The sequence below is a fragment of the Aeromonas sp. S15(2024) genome (assembly GCF_041402265.1).
In the GTDB taxonomy this organism is placed as follows: Bacteria; Pseudomonadota; Gammaproteobacteria; order Enterobacterales; family Aeromonadaceae; genus Aeromonas; species Aeromonas dhakensis.
Window position 1 is genome coordinate 1 of record NZ_JBGLQY010000021.1, and the last position, 24048, is coordinate 24048.

20 protein-coding genes and 1 pseudogene are annotated in these 24048 nt (G+C 60.0%); 10 read left to right on the forward strand and 11 right to left on the reverse strand.

What is annotated here, in order from left to right:
- A pseudogene (locus tag ACB033_RS22460) lies at positions 1–111 on the forward strand (IS1595 family transposase); the annotation flags it as partial.
- 57 nt (positions 112–168) lie between these two features.
- Here the strand turns inward: ACB033_RS22460 and ACB033_RS22465 are convergent.
- The 4 genes from ACB033_RS22465 to ACB033_RS22480 all read right to left on the reverse strand — a co-directional run bounded on the left by ACB033_RS22465 (position 169) and on the right by ACB033_RS22480 (position 4442).
- A complete protein-coding gene (locus ACB033_RS22465; protein WP_017782169.1) occupies positions 169–2115 on the reverse strand; it encodes a ligand-gated channel protein in 1947 nt (648 codons plus the stop codon).
- Positions 2116–2485: 370 nt separating this feature from the next.
- Positions 2486–2695: a cold-shock protein gene (locus tag ACB033_RS22470; protein WP_005306081.1), complete on the reverse strand. Its 210-nt coding sequence runs from the start codon at positions 2693–2695 to the stop codon at positions 2486–2488.
- A 488-nt stretch (positions 2696–3183) separates the two neighbouring features.
- Complete coding sequence (locus ACB033_RS22475) at positions 3184–3468, reverse strand: DUF3811 domain-containing protein (protein WP_017785534.1); 285 nt, start codon at positions 3466–3468, stop codon at positions 3184–3186.
- A 95-nt stretch (positions 3469–3563) separates the two neighbouring features.
- A complete protein-coding gene (locus tag ACB033_RS22480; RefSeq protein ID WP_371140774.1) occupies positions 3564–4442 on the reverse strand; it encodes a cation diffusion facilitator family transporter in 879 nt (292 codons plus the stop codon).
- A 451-nt stretch (positions 4443–4893) separates the two neighbouring features.
- Here ACB033_RS22480 and ACB033_RS22485 point away from each other — a divergent pair, with 451 nt between their 5' ends.
- Entirely contained in the window at positions 4894–5016 is a 123-nt protein-coding gene (locus ACB033_RS22485) for a hypothetical protein (protein WP_005306071.1), read from the forward strand.
- Positions 5017–5099: 83 nt separating this feature from the next.
- Here ACB033_RS22485 and ACB033_RS22490 read toward each other — a convergent pair whose 3' ends face one another.
- Together ACB033_RS22490 and ACB033_RS22495 are read right to left on the reverse strand one after the other, a co-directional pair.
- Positions 5100–5858, reverse strand: coding sequence for an ABC transporter substrate-binding protein (locus ACB033_RS22490; protein WP_017782171.1), 759 nt, complete (start codon positions 5856–5858; stop codon positions 5100–5102).
- Positions 5859–6027: 169 nt separating this feature from the next.
- A complete protein-coding gene (locus ACB033_RS22495; protein WP_005306061.1) occupies positions 6028–6603 on the reverse strand; it encodes a single-stranded DNA-binding protein in 576 nt (191 codons plus the stop codon).
- A 516-nt stretch (positions 6604–7119) separates the two neighbouring features.
- Between ACB033_RS22495 and ACB033_RS22500 the strand changes: the two genes are divergently transcribed.
- The 6 genes from ACB033_RS22500 (at position 7120) to ACB033_RS22525 (ending at position 17260) form a co-directional block, all read left to right on the forward strand.
- Positions 7120–7779 carry a LuxR C-terminal-related transcriptional regulator gene (locus ACB033_RS22500; protein WP_139726119.1) on the forward strand — a complete coding sequence of 220 codons (660 nt, stop codon included), beginning with the start codon at positions 7120–7122 and terminating at the stop codon, positions 7777–7779.
- A 95-nt stretch (positions 7780–7874) separates the two neighbouring features.
- Positions 7875–10703 (forward strand): excinuclease ABC subunit UvrA, encoded by a 2829-nt coding sequence (gene uvrA / locus ACB033_RS22505; protein ID WP_123245675.1) that lies wholly within the window; start codon positions 7875–7877, stop codon positions 10701–10703.
- Positions 10704–10844: 141 nt separating this feature from the next.
- Positions 10845–12530 (forward strand): diguanylate cyclase, encoded by a 1686-nt coding sequence (locus tag ACB033_RS22510; protein ID WP_162519949.1) that lies wholly within the window; start codon positions 10845–10847, stop codon positions 12528–12530.
- Positions 12531–12977: 447 nt separating this feature from the next.
- Complete coding sequence (locus ACB033_RS22515; RefSeq protein ID WP_017765561.1) at positions 12978–13571, forward strand: OmpW family outer membrane protein; 594 nt, start codon at positions 12978–12980, stop codon at positions 13569–13571.
- Positions 13572–13790: 219 nt separating this feature from the next.
- Complete coding sequence (locus tag ACB033_RS22520) at positions 13791–15770, forward strand: methyl-accepting chemotaxis protein (protein ID WP_201971982.1); 1980 nt, start codon at positions 13791–13793, stop codon at positions 15768–15770.
- A gap of 8 nt (positions 15771–15778) precedes the next feature.
- Positions 15779–17260: an ABC transporter substrate-binding protein gene (locus ACB033_RS22525; RefSeq protein ID WP_139726116.1), complete on the forward strand. Its 1482-nt coding sequence runs from the start codon at positions 15779–15781 to the stop codon at positions 17258–17260.
- A 63-nt stretch (positions 17261–17323) separates the two neighbouring features.
- Here the strand turns inward: ACB033_RS22525 and ACB033_RS22530 are convergent, their stop codons facing one another.
- A complete protein-coding gene (locus ACB033_RS22530; protein WP_139726117.1) occupies positions 17324–18115 on the reverse strand; it encodes a GNAT family N-acetyltransferase in 792 nt (263 codons plus the stop codon).
- Positions 18116–18443: 328 nt separating this feature from the next.
- On the opposite strand from ACB033_RS22530, the gene metF reads away from it, so the two are divergent.
- Positions 18444–19340: a methylenetetrahydrofolate reductase gene (gene metF / locus ACB033_RS22535; protein WP_005306036.1), complete on the forward strand. Its 897-nt coding sequence runs from the start codon at positions 18444–18446 to the stop codon at positions 19338–19340.
- Positions 19341–19401: 61 nt separating this feature from the next.
- Here metF and ACB033_RS22540 read toward each other — a convergent pair whose 3' ends face one another.
- On the reverse strand, positions 19402–20466 hold the full coding sequence (locus ACB033_RS22540; protein ID WP_005306028.1) for a DUF3103 family protein: 1065 nt from the start codon (positions 20464–20466) through the stop codon (positions 19402–19404).
- Positions 20467–20616: 150 nt separating this feature from the next.
- The gene (locus ACB033_RS22545; RefSeq protein ID WP_139726118.1) at positions 20617–21768 is read right to left on the reverse strand and encodes a benzoate/H(+) symporter BenE family transporter; all 1152 of its coding nucleotides are present in this window, start codon (positions 21766–21768) and stop codon (positions 20617–20619) included.
- A 121-nt stretch (positions 21769–21889) separates the two neighbouring features.
- Between ACB033_RS22545 and ACB033_RS22550 the strand changes: the two genes are divergently transcribed.
- Positions 21890–22459, forward strand: a complete 570-nt coding sequence (locus tag ACB033_RS22550) for a helix-turn-helix domain-containing protein (protein WP_005306022.1) — start codon at positions 21890–21892, stop codon at positions 22457–22459.
- Between the two features lie 10 nt (positions 22460–22469).
- Here ACB033_RS22550 and ACB033_RS22555 read toward each other — a convergent pair whose 3' ends face one another.
- Positions 22470–23666 carry an NnrS family protein gene (locus ACB033_RS22555; protein ID WP_139726120.1) on the reverse strand — a complete coding sequence of 399 codons (1197 nt, stop codon included), beginning with the start codon at positions 23664–23666 and terminating at the stop codon, positions 22470–22472.
- Between the two features lie 192 nt (positions 23667–23858).
- On the reverse strand, positions 23859–24048 hold a 190-nt coding region (locus tag ACB033_RS22560; RefSeq protein ID WP_371140775.1), incomplete at its 5' end, for a hypothetical protein.

Genomic DNA, 24048 nt, shown 5'->3' on the forward strand with positions numbered 1-24048 from the left:
CACAACCGTCGAGGTGAGCGAGTCATTGGGGCATACCACATCCAGCATGTGAACGGATATCACCGGCGGTTGAAGGGGTGGATGGAGCGATTCCATGGCGTGGCGACCCATACGTAATTGGGACATAGCCATAAAAAACCGCCGCCCAGGGTGGGCGGCGGCGGGTCATCAGAAGTTGTAGGTCATGCCCAGGGTGTAGCGGCGACCATCCAGCACGGTGCCGAAGCTGCTGTAGTCCACCGTCTTGTCGAACAGGTTGTAGACGCCTGCGGTGACGTTCAGATGTTCGTTGGCCTTGTAGACCAGACCCGTGTCGAAGAAGGTGTAGGAAGGGGTGCCGTCGGCCATTCTGACCCGGCTCAGGTAGTCCGAGGTCTTGCTGCGGAAGTTGACCCGTGACCAGAGGCTGACGTCATCGGTACTCTTCCAGTCGACCGTGGTGTTGAACATGTGGCGCGGCATCTGGTTAAGCGCCTTGCCCTCGTTCGGACCGCTCTTCTGCTCGGACTGGGTGAAGGTGTAGCTGGAGGCCAGCGACCACTTTTCGTTGATGGCCCAGTTGGCCGTGCCTTCCACCCCGCGCATGTTCGCCTTGTCGACGTTGATGCGGTCGCTGATGAAGTCATAGGTGTGACCGTTCAGGGTGCAGGAGGGATCATCCTTGCTGGTGCAGCGGCGGATCTCGGAGATCTTGTCCTCGAAGTCGGTATTGAACAGGGTCAGACCTGTGCTCAGCCCCTCCTGACCATCCCACAGCAGGGCGATCTCCTGGCTTACGCTGGTTTCCGGTTTGAGCTGCGGGTTGCCGACCAGCATGCCGTCCTGGGTGCCGCCGCCGGTGGCCTGGCCCCAGTTGGCGGCCGACATGCGCAGATCCGGTGAGCGGTAGCCGGTGGAGACACCGCCCTTCAGGGTCCAGAATTCGGCCGGGTGCCAGACGCCGTATAGACGCGGGCTCCAGTGGGTGCCGTAGTTCTGGTCACGGTCCATCCGCACGCCGCCGGTGAGGGCGAAGCTGTCGGTCAGCGACCACTCGTCTTCCACGAACAGGGCCCAGCTCCAGCGGGTCAGCTGATTGGCACGGTTGGCCACGTTGAGCTGGTTGCCCTCATCCTGCAGATCCTCGTGACGGTATTGACCGCCCACGCTCAGGTAGTGAGCCCCCAGTTCGAACTGGGTATGGGTGTCGGCGATGGTGTTGATGAGCTTCATCTGACGGCCGGGGTTGGTGTTCTCTTCCCGCTGCAGGTAGCTGGTGGAAGAGCCAAAGTCATAACGACCGTCGTGGGTGATGGCGTAGTTGGTGCGCCCGTAGGTGTTCAGACTGGGCTTGGCCTTGGCTGCCAGAGAGTCGCCCGGGGTGCGGTTGCGATCCTGCAGACCGCGGCTGGCCTCGAAGTCAAAGCGGTTGTGCTCGTCCGGCGTCAGACTGAACACCACAGTGCCGCTGCGCATCTCCTGCTCGGCGAACCCGTTCTGGAACTGATCCTCGCCGCGGTGGGAGAGCAGACCGTTCACTCGCACCCCCAGCAGGCCATCCACCAGGGCGCCAGCGGTGTAGGCGTTGCTCTGGAAGATGTTGCCGGAGTCCTTGTTCTCCTGGAAGGTGGAGTCGGCCTGCACCGAGCCCTGCCAGGCCGTCATGCTGGCGGTCTTGCGGGTGATGATGTTGATGACGCCGCCCATGGCGTCAGAGCCGTAACGGGAGGACATGGGGCCGCGCACCACCTCGATCCGCTCGATGGCCTGCAGTGGCGGCAGCCAACCCTGCTCGATGCCGGGACCGTCGCTGTTGGGACGGGTGCCGCGGCTGTCGACCCGCTTGCCGTCGACCAGCATCAGTGTGTATTTGGAGCTCATGCCGCGAATGCTGATGTCACTGCTGCTGCCGCCGCCGGTGATCACCACCCCCGGCACGTCCTTCAGGGCGTCGGTCACGTCACGGTAGGCGCGTTTCTCCAGTTGCTCGCGCGTCACCACCGAGATGGAGGCGGCGGTGTTCTCGATCTTCTGCTGGAAGCCGGAGGCGGTCACCACCATGACCTCCTGTTCGGCGGCATGGGCGTTGGCGGCGAGGACGGCGAGAATGAGCGTGGTCAGCTTGTTGCGGTGCATTGTTATCATGTTGGCCTGAACTCTTTTTTAGTAAGAAGATGCATTCATCCTTTGGGTGAATCGATGGGGGGTCTCGTCGCATCCCGCGTGAAACCCGGACCAGGCAGGTTCAATCGAATAGTGATCCCGGAGGTCGGCAGGCATTGTAGTGATCACGGATGACCGTGTAAATGATAATTAATCTCATTAATATTGTGCGGTTATCCTCTCGCCAGCAGAGAAGCGGATGTATGCAAGGATGGGAGCAGGGCGGGGATGGCGGGCAGGGTGAATTCGAGGCAACAAAAAACCCGCCGAAGCGGGTTTTTTCAATTCTTGCAGTGGATCCGTTCAGCCGGCAGAAGCGGGGTGACGGTATCCCTGACTTGAATTACAGGGCAACTACGTTGGCAGCAGCCGGGCCTTTCTGGCCTTGCTCTATGGTGAACTCAACGCGCTGACCTTCTTCCAGGGTTTTGAAACCGTTGGACTGGATAGCGGAGAAGTGTACGAACACGTCTTTGCTGCCGTCAACCGGGGAGATGAAGCCAAAACCTTTTTCGGAGTTGAAGAATTTTACGGTACCAGTCACTTTGGACATAATAATTACTCTCAAATTTAGTGTTTGAAATGCCATCAGATGGCAAGTTTTGATTTTTCGTCAGCAATACGTAGGGGAAGCACTAAAGAAGGAGAATTATTCGTCAAGCATCATCGAAATAACACTTGCACTAATCACTGCTTTACTAAAATGACTGCCTAACATAATCAGGACTGAACTGCCGAACTATCGCTGTCGATTAGAACACGCACGCTTTGTTAAAGCAAACTTTATCTCTCAGTTGGTACTCTGTGCCGGATGACTGGATTTTCAGGACGATTTTACCTTTTATATCAATAGCATGAATATCCATTTCAGGTGCGTTTCGGGTTGTGGTGAATCCCTTTGTGCGAAGAAAAAACGAGATAAAGGGTCATGCGAGTCGACAGATAATGTCACGTCAAGGGTCAGAACCTTCCCCTTCCATCATGAAAAAGCCAGCCCGTCGACAGGGCGTGGGCTGGCTACATTCGGTTGAAACGGCATGATCAAGGCTTCTTTCGAAAGCGATTGCTGACGGAGTCAACCCAGCTGAATGTCTCGGGCAGTACCTGATTGGCGGCCCGTTCCTTGGCCTTGTCTCTTGCGAGTTGTGCCGCCGCTTTCGCAGCTGCTGCCCGGTCTGCGACCACCTTGAGCCGGCCTTCCTCGCGTATGCGATTGCGTTCGGCATTGGTCAATGGGTGGTCCGCGTTGGCCTGTGCTTTTTGCAGCAGCAGGGTGATCCCGGCCTTTTCGGCGTCGGTGAGATCCTTCATTTCCAGCTTTTTCACGGCGTGTACCTGATGACGGGGAGGGAATACCCTACCACGTCACCTGGCTGTTTATTGTGCTGTCGATGGCATTCCCGATGATTTCCCCGGTTGGACTAGGCGTGACCGGTTGGTTCGACATGGATCAGCACGATGGCGTGGGGCAGATGGCGCTGGATCCCCTGCTCTATGCGGTCACAGATGGCGTGAGAGTGCTCGATGCTCATCTCCTTGGGCAGTGTCAGGTGGAAGTCGATATGGCGGCGACGCCCCGCCTGACGGCTGCGCAGGTCGTGGAAGCCGCCGTGCTCCGGGCAACACTCCTCGATCACTTGGGTGGTGATGGCCAGCTCCTCCTCGCTCATGCTGTGATCCAGCAGGGGCTGGAAGGCCTGGTTGAGCATGGCGATGGCTTCTCTGAGGATGAAGAGCGCGACCCCGATGGCGACGAGGGGATCCAGCAGATAGAGGTTGTAGCCCAGCGCAGAGGCGATCCAGATGCCGAGCAGGCCGGCAGCCACCCCGAGCGAGGTCAGCACATCCGCCTTCAGATGCAGGGCATCGGCGGCCAGCGCCACCGACTCTTCCTCCTTGGCGACCCGGTAGAGATAGGCGGAGACGCCGCTGTTGACCAGCGCCGACAACAGCATGACCAGCACGCCGAGTCCGACGCCTTCGATGGGAGTGGGGGTGATCAGCTTGCCGACGGCCTCGAAGATGATCCAGCCGGCGGCCAGCAGGATCAGCAGCGCTTCGATCACGCCGGAGACATTCTCTATCTTGTCGTGGCCATAGGGGTGGCGCGGGTCGGGTGGAATATCCGACTTGCGCACGGCCACCAGCGCGATCAGGGCGGCCACCAGATCCATGGCCGAGTGGATGGCTTCGGAGATGATGCTGACGGAACCGCTCAGTATGCCGGCAATTATCTTCATGACAATCAGGTTGATATTGGAGCAAACCGAGACCAAGGCGGCTCTGGTTTTTCTGGTCATGGGATATCCCTATTCTCGATGAAATAGTTTGAAAATAAGGCCTGATAATATCAGCTTGCGTTAATAATGACTTCTTGAGGTTGTAACTTTTTGTTTCCGGCGATAGTGAGAATGCTTATGCAAATTAACACTGCTCGTTTAAATAATAGTTATTTTGGTTTTTGGTTATTTATTTCAGGTGGTCACCAAATAATATTGATAATCGCTACTTTATAAGGCTTCCAGTGTTTTTACAGCCGTTCCTTCCCCGCCCAGGAGTGCCTGACGGGGGTCATCGGCCCCGGTTTGGCGCGGCGTGACGGATGAGGGTGGATTCTTGCGCAAGATTGGGGGTATGCTGGATTGAGTGCGATCTTGGGATCGTCACTGAAAGCGTACTGTAGTCTACGATTCGGATGGCATGCTGGAACCTGGGTTCCAACTGTCTGGGTAACATTTTTGGAGTTTGATGATGAGTAACAAAGAACATCACAACGGCAAAGATGCCAAGAAAAAACCGCAGATGTCACTGAAAGAGAAGCGCGAAGCCAAACGTCAGAAAGCAGAACTGAAAAATGGCAGCGCGATGAAGTAACGCTCCCCATGCTGTAGTTCCTTTGGAGCCAGTAACAAAAAGCCAGCCTGTTTCGGGCTGGCTTTTATGTTTTTGATGCTGGCTCAGGGGGTGGCGCCGTAGCTGGCAAATATCCGTTCGTAGCGGCCATCGGCCCGCATCTTGCCGAGCTGGCGATCGAACCAGCGTTGCTGCGCGGCCTGGCGAAAGGCGAAATGGTAGTGGGTGGGGGCGAACAGATCATATTGTCTGACCCGGCTTGGGGCATAGAGCTCGGCGCCATACTTGCTGGTGGCCAGTTGCGCCAGATAGTAATAGAACACCCGTTGCTCCAGGATCACCGCATCCACCCGCCCCAGCATCAGTCTGTGCACCTGTCCCTGCTGCTTGGCGACCTCCTCGTAACGGGGATTCTGATCGGCCATGCTGGCGAAGGCTCCCCCCAATACCTGGCGTGCCCGCTGAAAGGCGCTAACCCTCAACTCTTTCATATCGTCCAGCGTGGCGATATGGGTCTTGCTCAGGGTGAACACCCGGTTGTGAAAGGCGATGACGGGCTGCGACAGGAAGACGTTGTCCAGCATCCCGGGTTTGACGTTGATAATGGCATCGAGCCTGCCGGACTCCAGCATGCGAAAGGTGCGCTCCAGCGGCAGATATTCGAAGCTGGGCTCGTAGCCGCTGCCACGAAAGGCTTCCCGCAGCAGATCGAGCTCGATGCCGCGTCCCTCTTCCTCAATCACATAGGGGGGAATGGCGAAACTGACCCCCACCCGCAGTGGCTCACCGGCCAGCAAGAGGGGAGAGTGAAACAGCACGGCAAGGCTTGCCGCGAGCAGCAGGATACGAGACAAAAAACCCATGCGTTCTCTCTGACAAACGAATTGCCCTGATGATAAACCCTGGGCGGGCGACAGGGGGAGCAGGGTCGGCGACTCTGGTCGGGAGAGCCGGCTTGCGTGCCGCGCCTGCGTCAATAACGGGTAAAAAAAGGCCCTGCGTGAACAGGGCCCTCTGAACTGTGAGCTTCCCTTAGAACGGGATGTCGTCGTCGAAATCCATCGGCGGCTCGTTGTATACCGGCGGAGCGGACTGCGGCTGCTGGGCCGGACGGCTATAACCACCTTGCTGTTGCTGCATGTTCTGCTGCGGAGCCGGGCGGGACTGGTTCATCGGCTGCTGGGACTGCATGCCCTGTTGCGGCTGACCCCAGTTGCCTTGGGACTGACCGCCCATGCCCTGACCGGCGCCTTGCGGACGGCCACCCAGCATCTGCATCACGCCGCTGAAACCATCGACCAGTACTTCGGTGGTATAACGCTCCTGGCCGCTCTGATCCTGCCACTTGCGGGTCTGCAGCTTGCCTTCCACATAGACCTGGGAACCCTTCTTCAGGTACTCGCCCGCCACTTCGGCCAGCTTGCCCATGAAGACGACGCGGTGCCACTCGGTACGCTCTTTCTGCTCACCGGTCTGCTTGTCGCGCCAGGTGTCGGAGGTGGCCAGGGTGATGTTGGTCACGGCACCGCCGCTCGGCATGTAGCGCACTTCCGGGTCTTGCCCCAGGTTACCGATCAGAATGACTTTGTTGATGCCTCGACTGGCCATAATCTCTCTTCCACCCTTTGTATTCCGGCCAGGCCATATGCCCGGACCAATTCAACATTTCGTTTGTTTTCTGCGAGATACGCAAGAACGCCGCAGGCGCTTGCGACTCATGTGATGACTGAACCCGGGTTGGCTCGCCTGTCGACTGCCATGCCGTTTCCAGATTTTGCCCGCAATAGTAACAGTTTTTGGGGAGAAAGACGTCTTCTTCGTCGCCAGCTTCTCCGGACCGAGGGGTTAACTTACACGAGGCGGGCCTTGGCCAGCAAGTGAGCCGCAGAGGGGGATACCTAGCATCGAAACTCGGGCGCGAAAAGTGAATTCGATGACGCTGCGACAGCTCCTGTCTGCCCGGATGCCAGCATTCCACCCAAATGGGGGGGGGCTGCTAGTTATTTGTATTGCTTGGAAAATTGGTGAGTTTCAAAGGAGGCGCATCACCGTCTAATACTTTTTTAATGCTGCACCCCACGGGGGGCTTGGTACTCTCTGCTGCCGAAAAAAACCATGGCCGCAATGTTCAAGGACCAGCCTTTCATGAGCACCCCATATCCCATCGTACTGGTAACCGAAAACAATGTGCAGGCAACCAGCTTCCAGAGCTATCTGGCCGATCAGCTGGCACTGCCCATTGTGCTGGTGAGCACCCTGGAAGAGCTGCCGCAACCGGATGAGCTCGAGCCTCGTCCGCTGTTTCTGGTCGATCTGGACTACCTCAAGTCGGGTCAGCAGGCAGGATGGCCGCGGGAGATCTCCAGCCGCTTCGGGGAGGCCAATACGGTGCTGCTCAATGCCCCGACCAGCACCGATCGGGAGCTGCTGCTGATGTGGCCCCATACCAGCGGGCTCTTCTTCTGTCAGGATCCGCTGGATCGGCTGGTGCTCGGCATTCGCAAGGTGCTGGAGGGGGAGTACTGGATCCCGCGCCACCTGCTGTGCGATCTGGTCAACTACTACCGCAAGGGTGGGGAACATCACCTGCGCAACCAGACGCTGCTGACCGTGCGCGAGCAGGAGATCATCCGCTATCTGATGACGGGCGCCTCCAATACCGAGATCGCCGACAGCCTGTTCGTGAGCGAGCACACCATCAAGTCCCACCTCTATAACGTCTTCAAGAAATTGAACGTGAAGAACCGCTTGCAGGCGGTGAGCTGGGCCAAGGAATATCTCTGAAATCGATGGGGATGATGGATAAAACCTGTCTATTCATCCAGTAGTCTCTATGCCATACTGACTCGCTCAGGTTTCCGTATCGAGCGTGCAACAAGATGGAAAAGATCGTGGTCCGGGGTGCTCGCACCCACAACCTCAAGAACATCAATCTGACCCTGCCCCGCGACAAGCTGATCGTGGTCACCGGCCTCTCCGGTTCGGGCAAATCCTCTCTGGCGTTCGATACCCTCTATGCCGAGGGGCAGCGCCGCTACGTGGAGTCGCTCTCCGCCTATGCCCGCCAGTTCCTCTCCCTGATGGAGAAACCGGACGTCGACCATATCGAGGGGCTTTCGCCCGCCATCTCCATCGAGCAGAAGTCCACCTCCCACAACCCGCGCTCGACCGTCGGCACCATCACCGAAATCTACGACTACCTGCGTCTGCTGTTTGCCCGGGTCGGTGAGCCGCGCTGCCCGACCCATGCCATACCGCTCGCCGCCCAGACCATCAGCCAGATGGTGGATCAGGTGCTGGCCCAGCCGGAGGGGAGCAAGCTGATGCTGCTGGCCCCTGTGGTGCGCGATCGCAAGGGGGAACACACCAAGCTGCTGGAGAATCTGGCGGCCCAGGGTTACATCCGTGCCCGCATCGATGGCGAGGTGTGCGACCTGTCTGACCCTCCCGCGCTGGAGCTGCACAAGAAGCACACCATCGAGGTGGTGGTGGATCGCTTCAAGGTGCGCGATGACCTGGCCCTGCGTCTGGCCGAGTCGTTCGAGACGGCGCTGACCCTCTCCGGCGGCATAGTACTGGTGGTGCCCATGGACGGCGAGGAGGGGGTCGCTCCCATGACCTTCTCGGCCAACTTCGCCTGCCCGGAGTGCGGCTACTCCATGTCGGAGCTGGAGCCGCGCATCTTCTCCTTCAACAACCCGGCCGGAGCCTGCCCCACCTGTGACGGCCTCGGGGTGCAGCAATATTTCGATCCCGCCAAGGTGATCGGCGATCCGGCCATCAGCCTGGCCAACGGCGCCATCCGTGGCTGGGACAAGCGCAGCTTCTACTACTTCCAGATGCTCAAATCCCTCTCCGAGCACTACAAGTTCGATCTGGATACGCCCTGGGAGGATCTGCCGGTCAAGACCCAAGAGGTGATCCTGCGCGGTTCCGGTCGCACCGAGATCGAGTTTCGCTACATGAACGATCGCGGCGATGTGGTGGTGCGCAAGCACTCGTTCGAGGGGATCCTGCACAACATGGAGCGCCGCTACCGGGAGACCGAATCCAACTCGGTGCGTGAAGAGCTGGCCAAATACATCGCCAACAAATCCTGCACCAGCTGCGGTGGCAGTCGGCTGCGGGAAGAGGCGCGCCATGTCTTCGTCGACAACCGCAACCTGCCGGCCATCGCCGAGCAGTCCATCGGCGATGCGCTGGCCTTCTTCGAAGGGTTGAATCTGACCGGCCAGCGCGCCCAGATTGCCGAGAAGATCTTGAAAGAGATCGTCGAGCGGCTCGGCTTCCTGGTGAACGTGGGTCTCAACTACCTGAGCCTGTCCCGCAGTGCCGAGACCCTCTCCGGTGGTGAGGCGCAGCGGATCCGGCTGGCCAGCCAGATCGGTGCCGGTCTGGTGGGGGTCATGTACGTGCTGGACGAGCCCTCCATCGGCCTGCACCAGCGGGACAACGAGCGCCTGCTCAAGACCCTGACCCATCTGCGCGATCTCGGCAACACGGTGATCGTGGTGGAGCACGACGAGGACGCCATTCGCCTCGCCGACCATGTGCTCGATATCGGCCCGGGGGCGGGGGTGCACGGCGGGGCCATCGTCGCCCAAGGGACGCCGGAGGAGATCATTGCGAACCCCGAGTCGCTGACCGGTGACTACCTCTCCGGCCGCAAGCAGATCGCCATCCCGGCCGAGCGCACCCCGCTCACCGGCAAGTGGCTGAAATTGAAGGGGGCGAGCGGCAACAACCTGCGCAACGTCAACCTGGACCTACCCATCGGGGTGATGACCTGCGTCACCGGCGTCTCCGGCTCCGGCAAGTCGACCCTGATCAATGACACCCTGTTCCGTATCGCTCACCGCGAGCTGAACAAGGCGACCGAGTCCACTCCTGCCCCCTATCGCAGCGTCGAGGGGCTGGAGCACCTGGACAAGGTGGTGGACATCGACCAGAGCCCCATCGGCCGTACCCCGCGCTCCAACCCGGCCACCTACACCGGCCTGTTCACCCCGATCCGCGAGCTGCTCTCCGGCACCCAGGAGGCGCGCTCGCGCGGCTACCAGCCGGGCCGCTTCTCTTTCAACGTGAAAGGGGGCCGCTGCGAGGCGTGTCAGGGGGATGGGGTCATCAAGGTGGAGATGCACTTCCTGCCGGACGTCTACGTGCCGTGCGACGTCTGCAAGGGCAAGCGCTACAACCGCGAGACGCTGGAGGTGAAGTACAAGGGCAAGAACATCCACGAGATCCTCGAGATGACGGTGGAAGATGCCCGCGAGTTCTTCGATCCTGTGCCGGCAGTGGCGCGCAAGCTGCAGACCCTGATGGACGTGGGCCTCTCCTATATCCGCCTCGGTCAGTCGGCCACCACCCTGTCGGGCGGCGAGGCGCAGCGGGTCAAGCTGGCGCGCGAGCTCTCCAAGCGGGATACCGGCCAGACCCTCTACATCCTGGACGAGCCCACCACAGGGCTGCACTTCCACGACATCCAGCAGCTGCTCAAGGTACTGCACCAGCTGCGGGATCGCGGCAACACCATCGTCATCATCGAGCACAACCTGGACGTCATCAAAACCGCCGACTGGATCGTCGATCTGGGGCCTGAGGGGGGCGCCGGTGGCGGCCGCATCCTGGTAACGGGGACGCCGGAACAGATCAGTCGTTGCGAGGATTCTCATACGGCCCGCTTCCTGGCACCTCTGCTGGCCAGGTAAAGCGTTCCATAATTGTGACAAGGGGCCCTGGGCCCCTTGTTTTTATTGTGGTAATTCAGTGACCTCTCGGCGGGCCTATCCTCCATACTTGGGGCAAGACCCTTCCCGCTTCGCATTGCCATTCAAAGGATATTGGCGCCCATGGCTCAACCGTCCCGCTCCATCGACCATCTGCTGGCCTACTCCATGTTTCCGGTCTGGGCCGGAGCCATCCTGATGCTGCTCATCGTGATCGCACTGGCCCAGGTGCCGGCGACGCAGCGGGTCGAGGAGCGGCGGATGGAGGAGCACCTGCAGCGGGTGATCAGGGCGGTGCAGAACGACATCGGCGCCATGAATGCCTTTACCCGGGACTGGGGGATCTGGGATCAGAGCTACCATTTTCTGGCCCACCCCAACCAGGCCTACATCAACTCCAATCTGCTGGTCGACACCCCGATGCGGGACTTTGAACTCAACGTGCTGAGTTATATGGATTTGCAGGGCTCTGAAATCTGGACCCGCACCCTGTTGCCAGACGCGCCGGACACGGATACCACCCTGTTGCCCTCCTTTCTGGACGATCTCAAGCTGCAGCTGCTGCGCGAGTCACGGCAGGCGGGCATCAGCAACCTGAGTGGCGTCAGGCGCTCCCAGTGGGGACCGCTCATCTTTTCGCTGCAGCCGGTGACCGATACCCTCGGCAGCGTCAAACCCAACGGCTATCTGCTGGCGACTCGCTGGCTGGACAAGCGCTATCTGCAGGATCTGGGGGAACGGACCGCGCTCACGCTGACCATAGCCCAACCAAGAACGCGCGAGCATCTGGGCTCCTTCAAGCCACTTGGGCCGCATATGAGCTACCGGCTGGTCGATCTCGGGTTGCAGCAGGTCAGAGGGGAGGGGTTGCTGCTCGACAACGACGGCGAGCCTGTATTGACCCTGATCGTGGACGAGGAGCGGGACGTGTTGCTGGGGGCGATGGAGGGGGCGATCTGGACCTTCATCGGCATGCTGCTGATAAGCTTCGCCTGCATTCTGATGGCACTGGCCCGGCTGCGGGCCATCGTGCTGGGGCCGATCGGCGAGCTGGTGGGGGCGCTGCACCAGTTTACCGAAAAGCAGGACGCGAGCGTGCTGCCCATCATCGACAGCAGCCAGGAGATGGCGCTGCTCAGCCGCAAATTCCGCGAGATGGCGGCCAGGATCAGCCTGCACCACAGTGCCCTGCAGGCCCACTCCTCCCGCATGGAGGTCGCCGCCTATACGGATCCACTGACTCATGCCTTCAACCGCCGTTATCTCGATGAGTGGTTGCTGAACCGCCAGGATCCGGCGGCAGGCTGGGTGCTGGTGATCCTGGATCTGGATCACTTCAAACGGGTCAACGATCGCTTCGGCCATGACATCGGCGATCTGCTGTTATGTCAGCTGGCCGAGCTGTTGCGAGGGGCGCTGGATGAGGAGGAGCCGCTGATCCGGCTGGGTGGCGAGGAGTTCATGCTGTTGCTGGCCAGAGAGGAGCCAGGACAAGTGGCGGGACGGATCGAGCGCCTGCGCCGCAAGATCGCCGACTGCCGTTTCGGGCGGGAGGAGCTGCCGCTGCGCATGACCGTCTCACTGGGATTCTGCGATTATCCTCTGCATGCGGAGCTGGAGGATTCTTTCTGGAGTCTGAGTTTCAAGCTGGCGGACATGGCCCTGTACCGGGCGAAACAGGAGGGCCGGGATCGCTGGCGTGGATACAGCGGCGAGCTGGGGCGGGCACAGTGGAGGTTGAGCCCGGAGCAGCTGGCGGAAGGGGAGTGGCTGTTGTGCCAGGCCTCCCACGCCAACCAGCCGGTCTAATGGGTCAGGATCAGCAAGGCCATGCCGAGCACGAAACCCAGCAAAATAAACAGAAAAGAGCCAATGCCCCAGATGGCTGCCAATATGGCTACTATTTTGTCCCTTCTGGTTTGTGGTTTCATAAAGAATTACTTACAGCCCGGCTACATGGCCCGCAAAAATACTCTTGTTGGACGAGTGAAACAACCGTTTTCAGTCGTTTTTATCCGCAATAAGATATATGGAAATTATTTCTTATTGTGGTTGGTAAGGCGGCAAATCTATCCAGTTAATTGTTTTTATTTGATATTTTTGGTGTTTCTCTCGATGCTCAGCATGGTTGGAAGCTGCTGTACACATCTATCTATTTCTTGGTAACGTTTGAGCTAAATCAATAACTCAGCATTCACATCCCTTTATAGTTTTCGGGCTTGCAACATATAAAACGAAAACTAAAAGGAATACGTGATGAAAAAGATCCTTCCTCTGATGATCGCAGCAGCGCTTGCGTCCCCCGTCGCCATGGCTCACCAGGCTGGCGATTTTCTGGTGCGTGGCGGCTTGGCTTTCGTTTCTCCGCAAAGTAGCGGTAACGATTTTGAGATCAATGACAATGCCCAACTTGGGTTAACGCTGACCTATATGGCAACCGATAACTTTGGGGTTGAGCTACTGGCAGCAACACCGTTTTCTCATTCAGTGAAAATGGGAGATACGGAAGTCGCCAAAGTCAAGCACCTGCCGCCGACCCTGATGGCGCAGTACTACTTTGGTGATGTCCAGAGTAAGGTGCGCCCGTATGTTGGTATCGGTGTGAACTACACCACCTTCTTTGATGAGCAAGGTCGCGGCCCTCTGAGCAACGCTGATGTGAGCTTGGATAATTCCTGGGGCATGGCCGGTCAGGTCGGTCTGGACATGGCGATCAATGACCGCTGGTTCGTCAACGGTTCTGCCTGGATCATGGATATCGATACTGATGTGCATGTAAACGGTGGTGATGGCATCAAGACCAAGATTGACCCCATGGTATTTATGGTTGGTGTCGGCTATCGCTTCTGATAGGACACAGGGTTGGCCTCCCCACGGGCCATTACAGCTAGCATGTCTCTTTGGCCCGGCACAGTCCGGGCCCTTTTACGTTCAGGCCACTCCCCGCCAACTGTGATCCAACCCCATATAGATCAATAAAATACCCTCTGTCTCCCCTCTATAATTCGCCCCTTGTGCCGATAGTGTCTATGTTCACGTTACCTTTCCCCCACGAGTGAGGATGTCTCCATGGGTTTATCTATTGTGCAGCGGATCATCGCCGGATTTGTGTTGATGCTGCTGCTGTTGATCCTGCTGGGTGTGATCAGCACCCTGAAGATCAGGGGCATCAACGACGGTTTGTCGCAGGTTTCCGACCGGGCAACCCCCCTGGTGATTGCGGTGGCCGGTCTGAAGGGTGCCCTGCAGGACAGCAACCGCTGGGTGCTGGTCTACCGGACCAATGAGGATGGCAGTCAGTTGCCGCAGCTGGCCAGCCAGTTCAAGGAGCAGCAGGCGCGTTTCAGCCAGCTGAGCCAGGAGATGGACAAGTTCAGCGGGGTGACCGAGGCCGGTTCCCGCTTCCAGCAGGTCGATACGGCGACCAAGCAGTTCTACGGCCTGGCCGAACAGGTGCTCTCCCAGCACAGCCAATGGGTCAATGCCCAGGATCAGCGCCACAAGCTGGAGATTGCCTTCATCCGGCTGGAAGACACTTACCAGTGGGCTGCCGATCTGCTGCTGCAGCAGACCGCCAGCAAGCGCTCCATGCGCAACAAGGCGGAGCTCATCACCTCGGGCATCGCGCGCGACTTGAAGAACATTCGCCGGGCCGATGCCAAGACCGACCTCAACGAACTGGAGAAGGTGCTGAGCAAGGACATCGAGATGGCGCGCAAGCGGCTCGATCGGGTGCTGGTGCCGGATGATGTGAAGCAGCGCTTCGTCTCCAACCTCGACCGGATGCAGGAGCTGGCGCTCGGCCCGCAGGGGCTGCTCGCCACCATGCGCAATGCCCAGCAGCTTGCTGCCTCGCTGCAGACTCTCAATCAGCAGCTCGATGCCAGCCTGATCAACAGCCTGGGGCTGCTCGACGAGATGGGACAGTCGGCCGGCTCCATCGCCAGCCAGAGCCGCACCACGGCGGATGATGCGGTCAGCAGTGCCAGCTTCTGGATCCTGATCGTGGCCGCCATCTCGGCTGCCGCCGCCCTCATCATCGGCTATACCACGGCGCGCAGCATTCAGCGCCCGCTGCAGATGATCAACAAGGAGCTGGATTACATGGCGGCCGGGGACATGACCCGCCGCATCAATTACCGCAGCAGCTGCGAATTCGGCGCCCTGGCCCGTTCCATCGACGTGCTGGCCGGCAAAACCGGCGAGCTGCTCTCCCAGATCAATGCCGGCTCCCGTCATTTGGTGGAGGAGGCGAGCCGCGCCGCCGAGATAAGCGAAAGGGCAGTATCCCGGGTGCAGGATCAGAAGAGCCAGACCGATCAGGTGGCTGCCGCCATCACCGAGCTGGAGGTGAGCGCCACCGAGGTGGCTCGTTCCACCGACGGCACCAAGCGGGAAGTGGATCTGGCGGATGACGAAGCCAGAACCGGCCGCCAGAAGGTGGCAACCACACGTCGCATCACGGAACAACTGGCCGGTGCCATGGAGGAGGCTGTCGGCATCACCTACAAGCTGGGCGAGTTCAGCGACAACATCGGCAGCATTCTCGACGTGATCCGCAGCATCGCCGAACAGACCAACCTGCTGGCGCTGAATGCGGCCATCGAGGCGGCGCGGGCCGGTGATGCCGGCCGCGGCTTCGCGGTGGTGGCCGACGAGGTGCGGGCGCTGGCCAACCGGACCCAGACGTCGACCGAAGAGATCCAGGCGATGATCGAAAACCTGCAGAGCTCGAGCAAGCTGGTGGTGGAGGTGATGGGACGCAGCCAGGAGCAGACCCACAGCTGTGTCGAACAGACCCGTGAGATGGATGCTGCCCTGCAGTCCATCGCCGACCGGATGAGCGCCATCAAGGCGATGGCGGATCAGGTGGCGCACGCGGCTCAGGAGCAGATCTCGGTCAGCCAGGGGGTGGCACGCCATATCTCCGGCATCGCCGAGGTGGCCTACGAGACCGAGCGGGAGGCACGGGAGTCGGCCAGCAGCAGCGAGGTGCTGGCGGATCTGGTGGCCAAGCAGCAGCAATTGATCGCACATTTCAAGGTTTAGGAGGGCTTATGTCTAACAAGTGGATCGGGGCCCTGAGTCTCCTGTTGTGTGGTCAGTTGATGGCCAGCGAGCTGGTGATCGAGAGCTGGCGGATAGATGACAAGGCCTTGTGGGAGCAGAAGATCATCCCTGCCTTCGAGGCCTCCCACCCGGGCATCCAGGTGAAGTTCAACGGGGTGCAGAACGTCGACTATATGCCGACCCTGTGGGCCAGCCTGAAGGAGGGCAAGGCGGGGGATCTCATCACCTGCCGGCCGTTCGACGACTCCCTGGCCCTGTTCAAGGCGGGCCATCTGGCGGAACTGACCGAGATGTCGGGGATGGAGAACTTCCCGAGTTTTGCCCAGTCTCCCTGGCAGACCGACTCCGGCGCCCAGACCTTCTGCGTGCCCATGGCCTCGGTGATTCACGGCTTCTTCTACAACAAGAAGATTTTCAGCGAGCTGGGGCTGAGCGTGCCGCAGACCCGGGATGCCTTCTTCGCGGCGCTGGACAAGGTGAAGGCCGATGGCCGCTATGTGCCGCTGGCCATGAGTGGCTCGGAAAGCTGGGTATCCTCCGAGCTTGGCTTCCAGAACATAGGCCCCAACTACTGGAAGGGGGAGGATGGCAGGCTGGCCTTGATCGGTGGGCAGGAGCGCTTTGACAACCCGCCCTACATCAAGGTGTTCGAGGAGCTGGCGCGCTGGCGTCCCTACCTCGGCGAAGGTGGCGAGAGCCGCGACTATGCCGCGACCAACGAGCTGTTCACCTCGGGCAAGGCCGCCTTCTACGTGGCGGGTTCCTGGGAGATCGCCCCCTTCACCGGCAAGGTGGACTTTGGCGTGATGCGCCCGCCCGTGGCGAAGCAGGGCGATGGCTGCTTCTTTACCGATCACACCGACATCGGGATGGGCATGAACCCGGCCAGCAAGAACAAGGAGGCGGCCATGGCCTTCCTGCAGTGGCTGACCACGCCCCAGTTCGCCGAGCTCTATACCAACTCGCTGCCCGGCTTCTTCTCCCTCTCCAACCACTTCTTCGAGGTCACCAACCCGGCGGCGAAGGAGATGATGGAGTGGCGGGATCAGTGCGACTCCACCATCCGGGTGGCCACCCAGATCCTCTCCCGCGGTACGCCCAAGCTGGGGGACGAGCTGGCCGAAGTGAGTCAGGCCGTGCTGCTCGGCAAGATGGAACCCAAGGCGGCAGCCGATCGGCTGGAGCAGGGACTGAAGGGCTGGTATCCGCCCCATCAGGGCAACAAGGTGAAGGGGGCAGATTGCCAGTGTGACGCTCCTGCCGCCGTGCCTGCGGTGTCGGCCGCAGCGGCGACCACCGAGCCTGCTGCTGCACCTGCCGCGACGCCGGCGGTGACAGATACACCAGTCGCCCCGGCGCCGTCAGCAACGCCTGCCACAGCGGCATCTGCGGCGGCAGCCCCGCTACCGGCGCCGTCGGCCGAGGTGGAGCAGGCGCTCTCCAACGAGCTGGAAACGCCGCAGCAATAGCTGCCGGCAGATACACAACGGGAGGCTGTCGCCTCCCGTTTTCTTTGCTGTCCGTGCTCTGATTCATTGCTCCGTATGGGGCCAGCGGCAGAGACTGCCGATGCGGGCCACCGGGGCAAAGCCGAGCGAGCGATAGACCCGCTGGGCGTGATAGTGCTCGTCGGCCACTATGATGAGCCGGTCGACCCGCGTCAGCCCGTGCCGGGCAACCTGGCTCAGCAGCTGGCGGCACAATCCCTGATTGCGCCATGCCTGCCGGGTGCGTACCAGCTGGAAGCGACCCAGGGTGTCGGTGAAAAAGAGACCGCAACTGGCGACCAGCTGCTCCTGCTGCCAGATCCCCCACCACTGACCCAGCCCGTCCCCGATCATCGCCTCATACAACTGGCGGCGTGATTGCAGATAGGGCAGGTAGCTCTGCTCCGAATGGCCGGGATCCCGCTCCTCCAGTTCAAAGGCCAGCCACTCGTCCCAGTCGGTCGGAGTAAAGGGACGCGCAGCCACCGTCGCGGCTGGCGGTTGCCAGTCGGTGGCCTCCAGTGCCAGCACCACGCACTCCATGTATTGGTATCCCGCCGCCACGAAGCCGGCGACCCGGCTGTTCTGTCCGGCCGCGAGAGGCCACTGGAAGGTGCGGTGTCTGACCCGGGGATCCTGCCCGATCAGCTTGTCGAAACTGGCCTCGAGCCAGCCCTTGTCGTGATCGCTGGGGGGGAAGGGGAGCAGCAGATAGTTGCCAAAGTAGTAATCGGGAGCATCGGGAGTGCGCACGGCCCAGAACTGCTCATGGTCGACCACGTTGCCCTGATAGCGATCGAACAGCAAGTCGGTGGCAAAGCCGGGGTGGGTGTCCATGATGATGCTCCTGCGAATGGTTCAATTGGTTATCGGCAGGAAGGGAAAGAGGTTGAAAAGGGGCCGGAGAAACCTCCGGCCAAACAATCACACGCAGATTCAGAACGTCCAGGACGATCTGCGTTCATCATAACGCGACTCGCCGGATTTTGGGATGGGGTGCCAATCGTTACTTTGGCTTTATTGCCAAATAAAAATCGGCGGCCTTCATCTCGCTGTAAAACAGTGTTGACTTTGTGTCATTTTCTCATAAAGATAGAAAGACGTTTAGACGTCCAAACATCCGTTTTGACGTAGAGAAATGGATTGCAGGGCAGGGAGAGAGCAGATGGGATTTCACAGCGCACGTCAGGTTGAGGCACTCAACCAGAGTCTGGCAGATTTGAGTGGCGACATTTCGGTCAGTTTCGAGTTTTTTCCGCCCAACAGCGAAGGGATGGAAAATACCCTGTGGCAATCCATCGAGCGATTGAAGGTGCTGGAGCCCAAGTTCGTGTCGGTGACCTATGGTGCCAACTCGGGCACCCGGGATCGCACGCACAAGGTGATCAAGGACATCAAGGAGCGGACCGGTCTGATCGCCGCCCCTCACCTGACCTGTATCGACGCCAGCCGCGACGAGCTGCGCACCATTGCCCGCGACTACTGGAACAGCGGCATCCGCCATATCGTGGCGCTGCGCGGCGACCTGCCCCAGGGGCTGGAGAAGCCGGAGATGTATGCCACCGACCTGGTAGCCCTGCTCAAGGCCGAAGCGGACTTCGATATCTCGGTGGCCGCCTACCCGGAAGGTCACCCGGAAGCGCGCAGTGCGCAGTCGGATCTGCTCAACCTGAAGCGCAAGATCGATGCCGGTGCCAACCGCGCCATTACCCAGTTCTTCTTTGACGTCGAGACCTACCTGCGTTTTCGGGATCGCTGCGCCGCCATCGGCATCGATGCGGAAATCGTGCCGGGGATCCTGCCGGTCTCCAACTACCAGACCTTGGCCAAGTTTGCCGGTTTCACCAACGTGAAGATCCCGCGCTGGATGCATCAGCGTTTCGAGGGGCTGGATGACGATCAGATGACCCGCAACATGGTGGGGGCCAGCATCGCCATCGATCAGGTACGGGTGCTGAGTCAGGAGGGGGTGAAGGATTTCCACTTCTATACCCTGAACCGCTCCGAGCTGACCTACGCCATCTGCCATACCCTGGGGGTGAGGCCGAAAGGCCAGCCGTAACGGATCGTGGGTACAAAAAAGCCAATGAGCTGCTCATTGGCTTGTTTGCTATGGCGACCGATCAGGGTCTGGTGGGGGCGATCTCTTTGGGTTCGAGATCGATCACCGCATTGCCGGCGGCGCCGGGGTATTGGTGATAGCTCTGGTCCTGCTCCAGGGTGTAGAAGGTATCCAGATAGTCATCGTTGTTGGTCATCCAGGAGTCGGGCAGCGCCTTGACGATGCGGCCACCGAGATCGAGGAAGGGCAGTGCCTCGGGCACGCCGCCAGCGGTGAAGGCCAGCTTGAGGGCATCGATGAACAGGCCGCTCAGCTCCTTGTAGTTGACGTTGTCGTCCTGCTCCATCATGACGATGTCGACGGCACCCCAGCGATAGCGATCCCAGTAAACCAGGATCTGGTTGGGGGTGTAGTCGGTGTTGTCATAGTCGAGATAGGGCATGTCGACGATGTCGACCACGGGCTCATCCCGGCTGGGATTGACCCCTGCGACCACCGCATACACTTCGGCCGCACCCAGCAGCCAGGGCTCCTGATCATCCTTCAACCGAATTTTCTTCAGGATGCTGGTCTTGAGCGGCGCCGTGCTGGCAGCCGCACGGGGAGCCACCTGCATGTCGGCGGCAGCCAGCGCTTTGCGGATCACCTTGAGGCCGGCGTTCTTGGCCTTGACGGGATCGGCCTCCACGACCAGGACCGGACGGGCCGGTGCCTTGTCCACATCCAGATAGACGGGGTTGCCGGCGCTGTCGAAGGCTTCGATGGCGCTCCAGCTCTTCTCATCTCCGCTCGGTACATAGGCGACCAGCGGCTCGACACCCTGCTGCAGCGCGGCGGCCTGCTCCGGGTTGGCCAGTCGCAGTTGCATCAGCTCCTTGACCTCACCGTCCAGCCCTTGCCGGCTGATGGCCGCCTGGTTGGCATCCCGCGCCTGACGTTTCAGGCGCGGACTGGCCTTTTGCAACAGGTTGGGCAGCGGGCTCTGGTACTCCTGATTGCTCAGCAGCGGCAGCAGGTTCTTCTGCTGCAGCGCGAGCTGGCGGGCCAGCTCCCGATCGGTGTCGGCGGCCTGGGCGGTGGTGGCGCCCAGCAGTGCCAGTAACAAAATGACAGCCTGATTCCTCATTATTATTCTCCAGTTTATGAGTCTGACATGAGGCACGCATCGGGGAAGAAGAAGTGCCTCGCCACCACTTAATGGCAATTAGTTTCAGCTGTGAACCAAATTCTCTGAATTATGTGCGGTGTCTCACGGGGGGCTCCCCAGATGGTCAGGTCAGTTTCTCCGCTGGTTGACTTGATGCAGGATGATGCCGACGAGCAATCCCCAGCAGGCGGCGCCGATGCCGAGCAGGCTGATGCCGGAGGCGGTGATGATGAAGGTCAGCAGGGCGGCCTCACGGGCATCATCGTGTTGCAACGCGGTGTGCAGGCTGCTGCCTATGGTGCCGAGCAGCGCTAGCCCGGCGACACAGGTCACCAGCGTGGCCGGGAAGGCCGTGAAAAGGGCCGCCACCGTGGCCCCGAAACAGCCGGTCAGCAGATAGAAGCCGCCGGCCCATACCGCAGCGGGCCAGCGCCGGTTGGCGTCCGGATCCACCTCTTTCCCCATGCAGATGGCCGCCGTGATGGCCGCCAGGTTGAAGGCGTAGCCACCGAAGGGGGCCAGCAGCAGGCCGGTCAGGCCGGTCCAGGTGATGAGAGAGGAGGTGGCGGGTTGATAGCCGTGGGCCCGCAAAATGGTAATGCCGGGCATGTTCTGGGAGGTCATGGTGACGATGAACAGCGGCAGGGCAATGCCGAACAGGGCATCAAAAGAGCATTCTGGCCAGACCATGGCCGGGCCGGCCAGTTGCCAGTGAATGGCGTCAAGCTGCAGCTCCCCTCGCAACAGACAGATGAGGATCCCGACTGCCAGCACCAGCACCATGGTATAGCGGGGACAGAGATGGCGACCGAGCAGGAATGCCAGCAACAGACTGCCGAGCAGCAAGGGATCGGCTGGCGCAACCTTGAACAGATCCAGTCCGAACTTGAGCAGCACTCCGGCCAGCATGGCCGCCGCCAGCTGGGCCGGGATATGGCGCATCAGCCGATCGAACCAGCCGCTGATGCCGCACAGGGTGATCAGTAGAGAAGAAATAACGAAGGCGCCGATGGCCTCGGCCAGGGTGAAGTTGCCGAGACTGGTGATGAGCAGGGCGGCACCCGGGGTCGACCAGGCGGTCAAGACAGGGATGCGGTAATAGAGGGAGAGGCCGATGCAGCTGATACCCATGCCGATGCCCAGCGTCCATAGCCAGGAGGAGAGCTGGGCAGCATCGGCCCCTGCTGCCGTGGCTGCCTGAATGATCAGGATGACCGAGCTGGTGTAGCCAACCATCACGGCGATGAAGCCGGCGACCAGATGTGGGAGGGCAAAGGGCATGGTGACGTCCTTGTGGGGTTGTGACGGCTTGTGCGTTATTGCGTACAATATTGCTTCAGACTATATCGCTGTGCGCTATAGCGCACAAGGCGATTCAAGCAAGCGCAACAAAGAGGCAGTCATGCAAGAGATGAATCAGCATCTGGCCCAACGTCTGAAGGGCTTGCGCAGCGAACTGGGCTGGAGCCTGGACGTGGCGGCGCGGGAGACTGGTGTCAGCAAGGCCATGCTGGGCCAGATTGAGCGGGGGGAGTCGAGCCCGACGGTGGCCACTCTGTGGAAGATTGCCACCGGTTTTCGAGTCTCTTTCTCCAGCTTTATCGAGCCGGCTCCCACGGCGCAGGACGATGTGCTTTATCGCACCGCCGATGCCATTCGCCAGCAACCGGCGGGAGAAGGCATGCAGGTCGCTCCCCTCTTCCCTTATGAGGGGCGTTTTGGTTTCGAATTGTTTGAGCTGACTTTGTTGCCCGGCTATCAACGAGAGTCAGAACCCCATGAACCCGGGGTGACCGAACATGTCATCGTCATCAGCGGCCAGATGGAAGTGCTGGTGGAAGGGGAGTGGCGCTCCTTGACGCAGGGGGAGGCGGTGCGTTTCGCGGCCGACCGCCCCCATGGTTATCGAAATCAGGGGGTGGCCCCTGCCATCTTCCACAATCTGATCCACTATCCGGCCAGCAGATCTTGACCATCACGGGTCAGCCAGGACGCCCATCTGCCCGGGGGCTGGTCAGTATGGGGGCATAGACCCAGACAAACAGAGCATATGCCAGGCTCCAGGCAAGGCCGCTCAGGTTCCAGCCGTACAGGGTATAGGCAGGCCAAAGCAGCGGGATCAGCACCCGGAGCAGGGCGGCCATGATGACCAGCCCGAACGCGCACTGGATCCTGCGCCCCACCTGCAAGGCACGACCGCTGTGGCCGAGGGAGACCCGCGCTATCATCCCCAGGATCATGGTCCCCATGCAGCCGGCACTGAGCAGGTGGCTTGCCAGTGACAGGCTGATGGGCAGGCCGGCCGCCAGAGCACCAAGGGCGAGCAGACCAAGAGGAATAAACAGGTAGGCTAGGTGCAGCGACCACAAGAGGGGTTGGCCAAGGGTGGACGGCAGTCGCCAACGCAACTGGCGCCACAAGTGCAAAACGGTCGCCACTATATATAGAGGAAGCATATAGAGGCTGGTCACCCATGGGGTGGGTAGCAGCAGCCAGCTCACCAAGGTGAGCCACAGCGTGGCAAGGGAAGCCCGCTCCAGCCAGAGAATAGGGACGGCCTTTTCCATCCCGGTGGCTCTGGCGGTAAAGAAGGGAATGACTCGCCCTCCCATCACGGCGATCAGGGTCGTGAACAGCAGCACAGTGGTGATGAGCAGATGTTCCAGATCTGCCCACTGTGTCTGCCACAGCCAGCTGGCGGCGTTGAGCAGTGTCAGAACGACAAGCAGAGGTACAAAGAAGAGGTTGCGCCACTGCCTGGTTACCACTATGGGTTTGGCCAGATACCAGGCGCAAAGAGGCAACCAGAGCAGGTCTGCCGTCATCAAGAAGGTATTGTGCTCACCCAGCCAGGGCAGCAAGGCCCTCGGCAATGCCCATAGTACGACGATCAGCACCAGGGGCCAGCTTCTGACCCCGGGGTGAGCGGTCCAGTTTTGCACTGCCGTCAGCAGAAATCCCGCGACGATTGCCGCCCCGAAACCAAACAACATCTCGTGGGCATGCCACCAGATGGGGTTGCCAATCCCCGGCAAAACGAACCAGCCATTGAGTTGCCCCAGCCAGCCCAACATCGCCAATGCCGAAAACGAGGCGCCAAGCAGAAAGAAGGGCCTAAACCCGAGGCGGAACAGAGGAACGATTTTCTCCTCTTTGCGGCTATCCAGGATCTGATGCATGGCGAGACCTAAATTGAACATTTGAAAAGCCAATTATAAAGTGGCTTTTCAAATGTTCAATTTAAATCCAATGAAAGCCCGAAATGGTGGTGATGAGCGCGAAATAGAACCGCTTTGCTGCATATCTGAGCGAACGAGTTTTTTTGGTGAAAAAGCCCTTGTCATCGCGATGCGCCTCCCTATAATGCGCCCTCACCAGCACGGCGGAACACGCCAACCTGATGAGCTCGCTTCCTCGTGAAGCCAGCGCCGAAAGAAAAGCGAAAACAAGCGCTTGACTTTCGAAGTGAGGAAGGTATTATACGCCACCTCAGCGCGACAAGCGCCACGCTCTTTAACAATTTGAATCAAGCAATCTGTGTGGGCACTCACAGCATCGAGC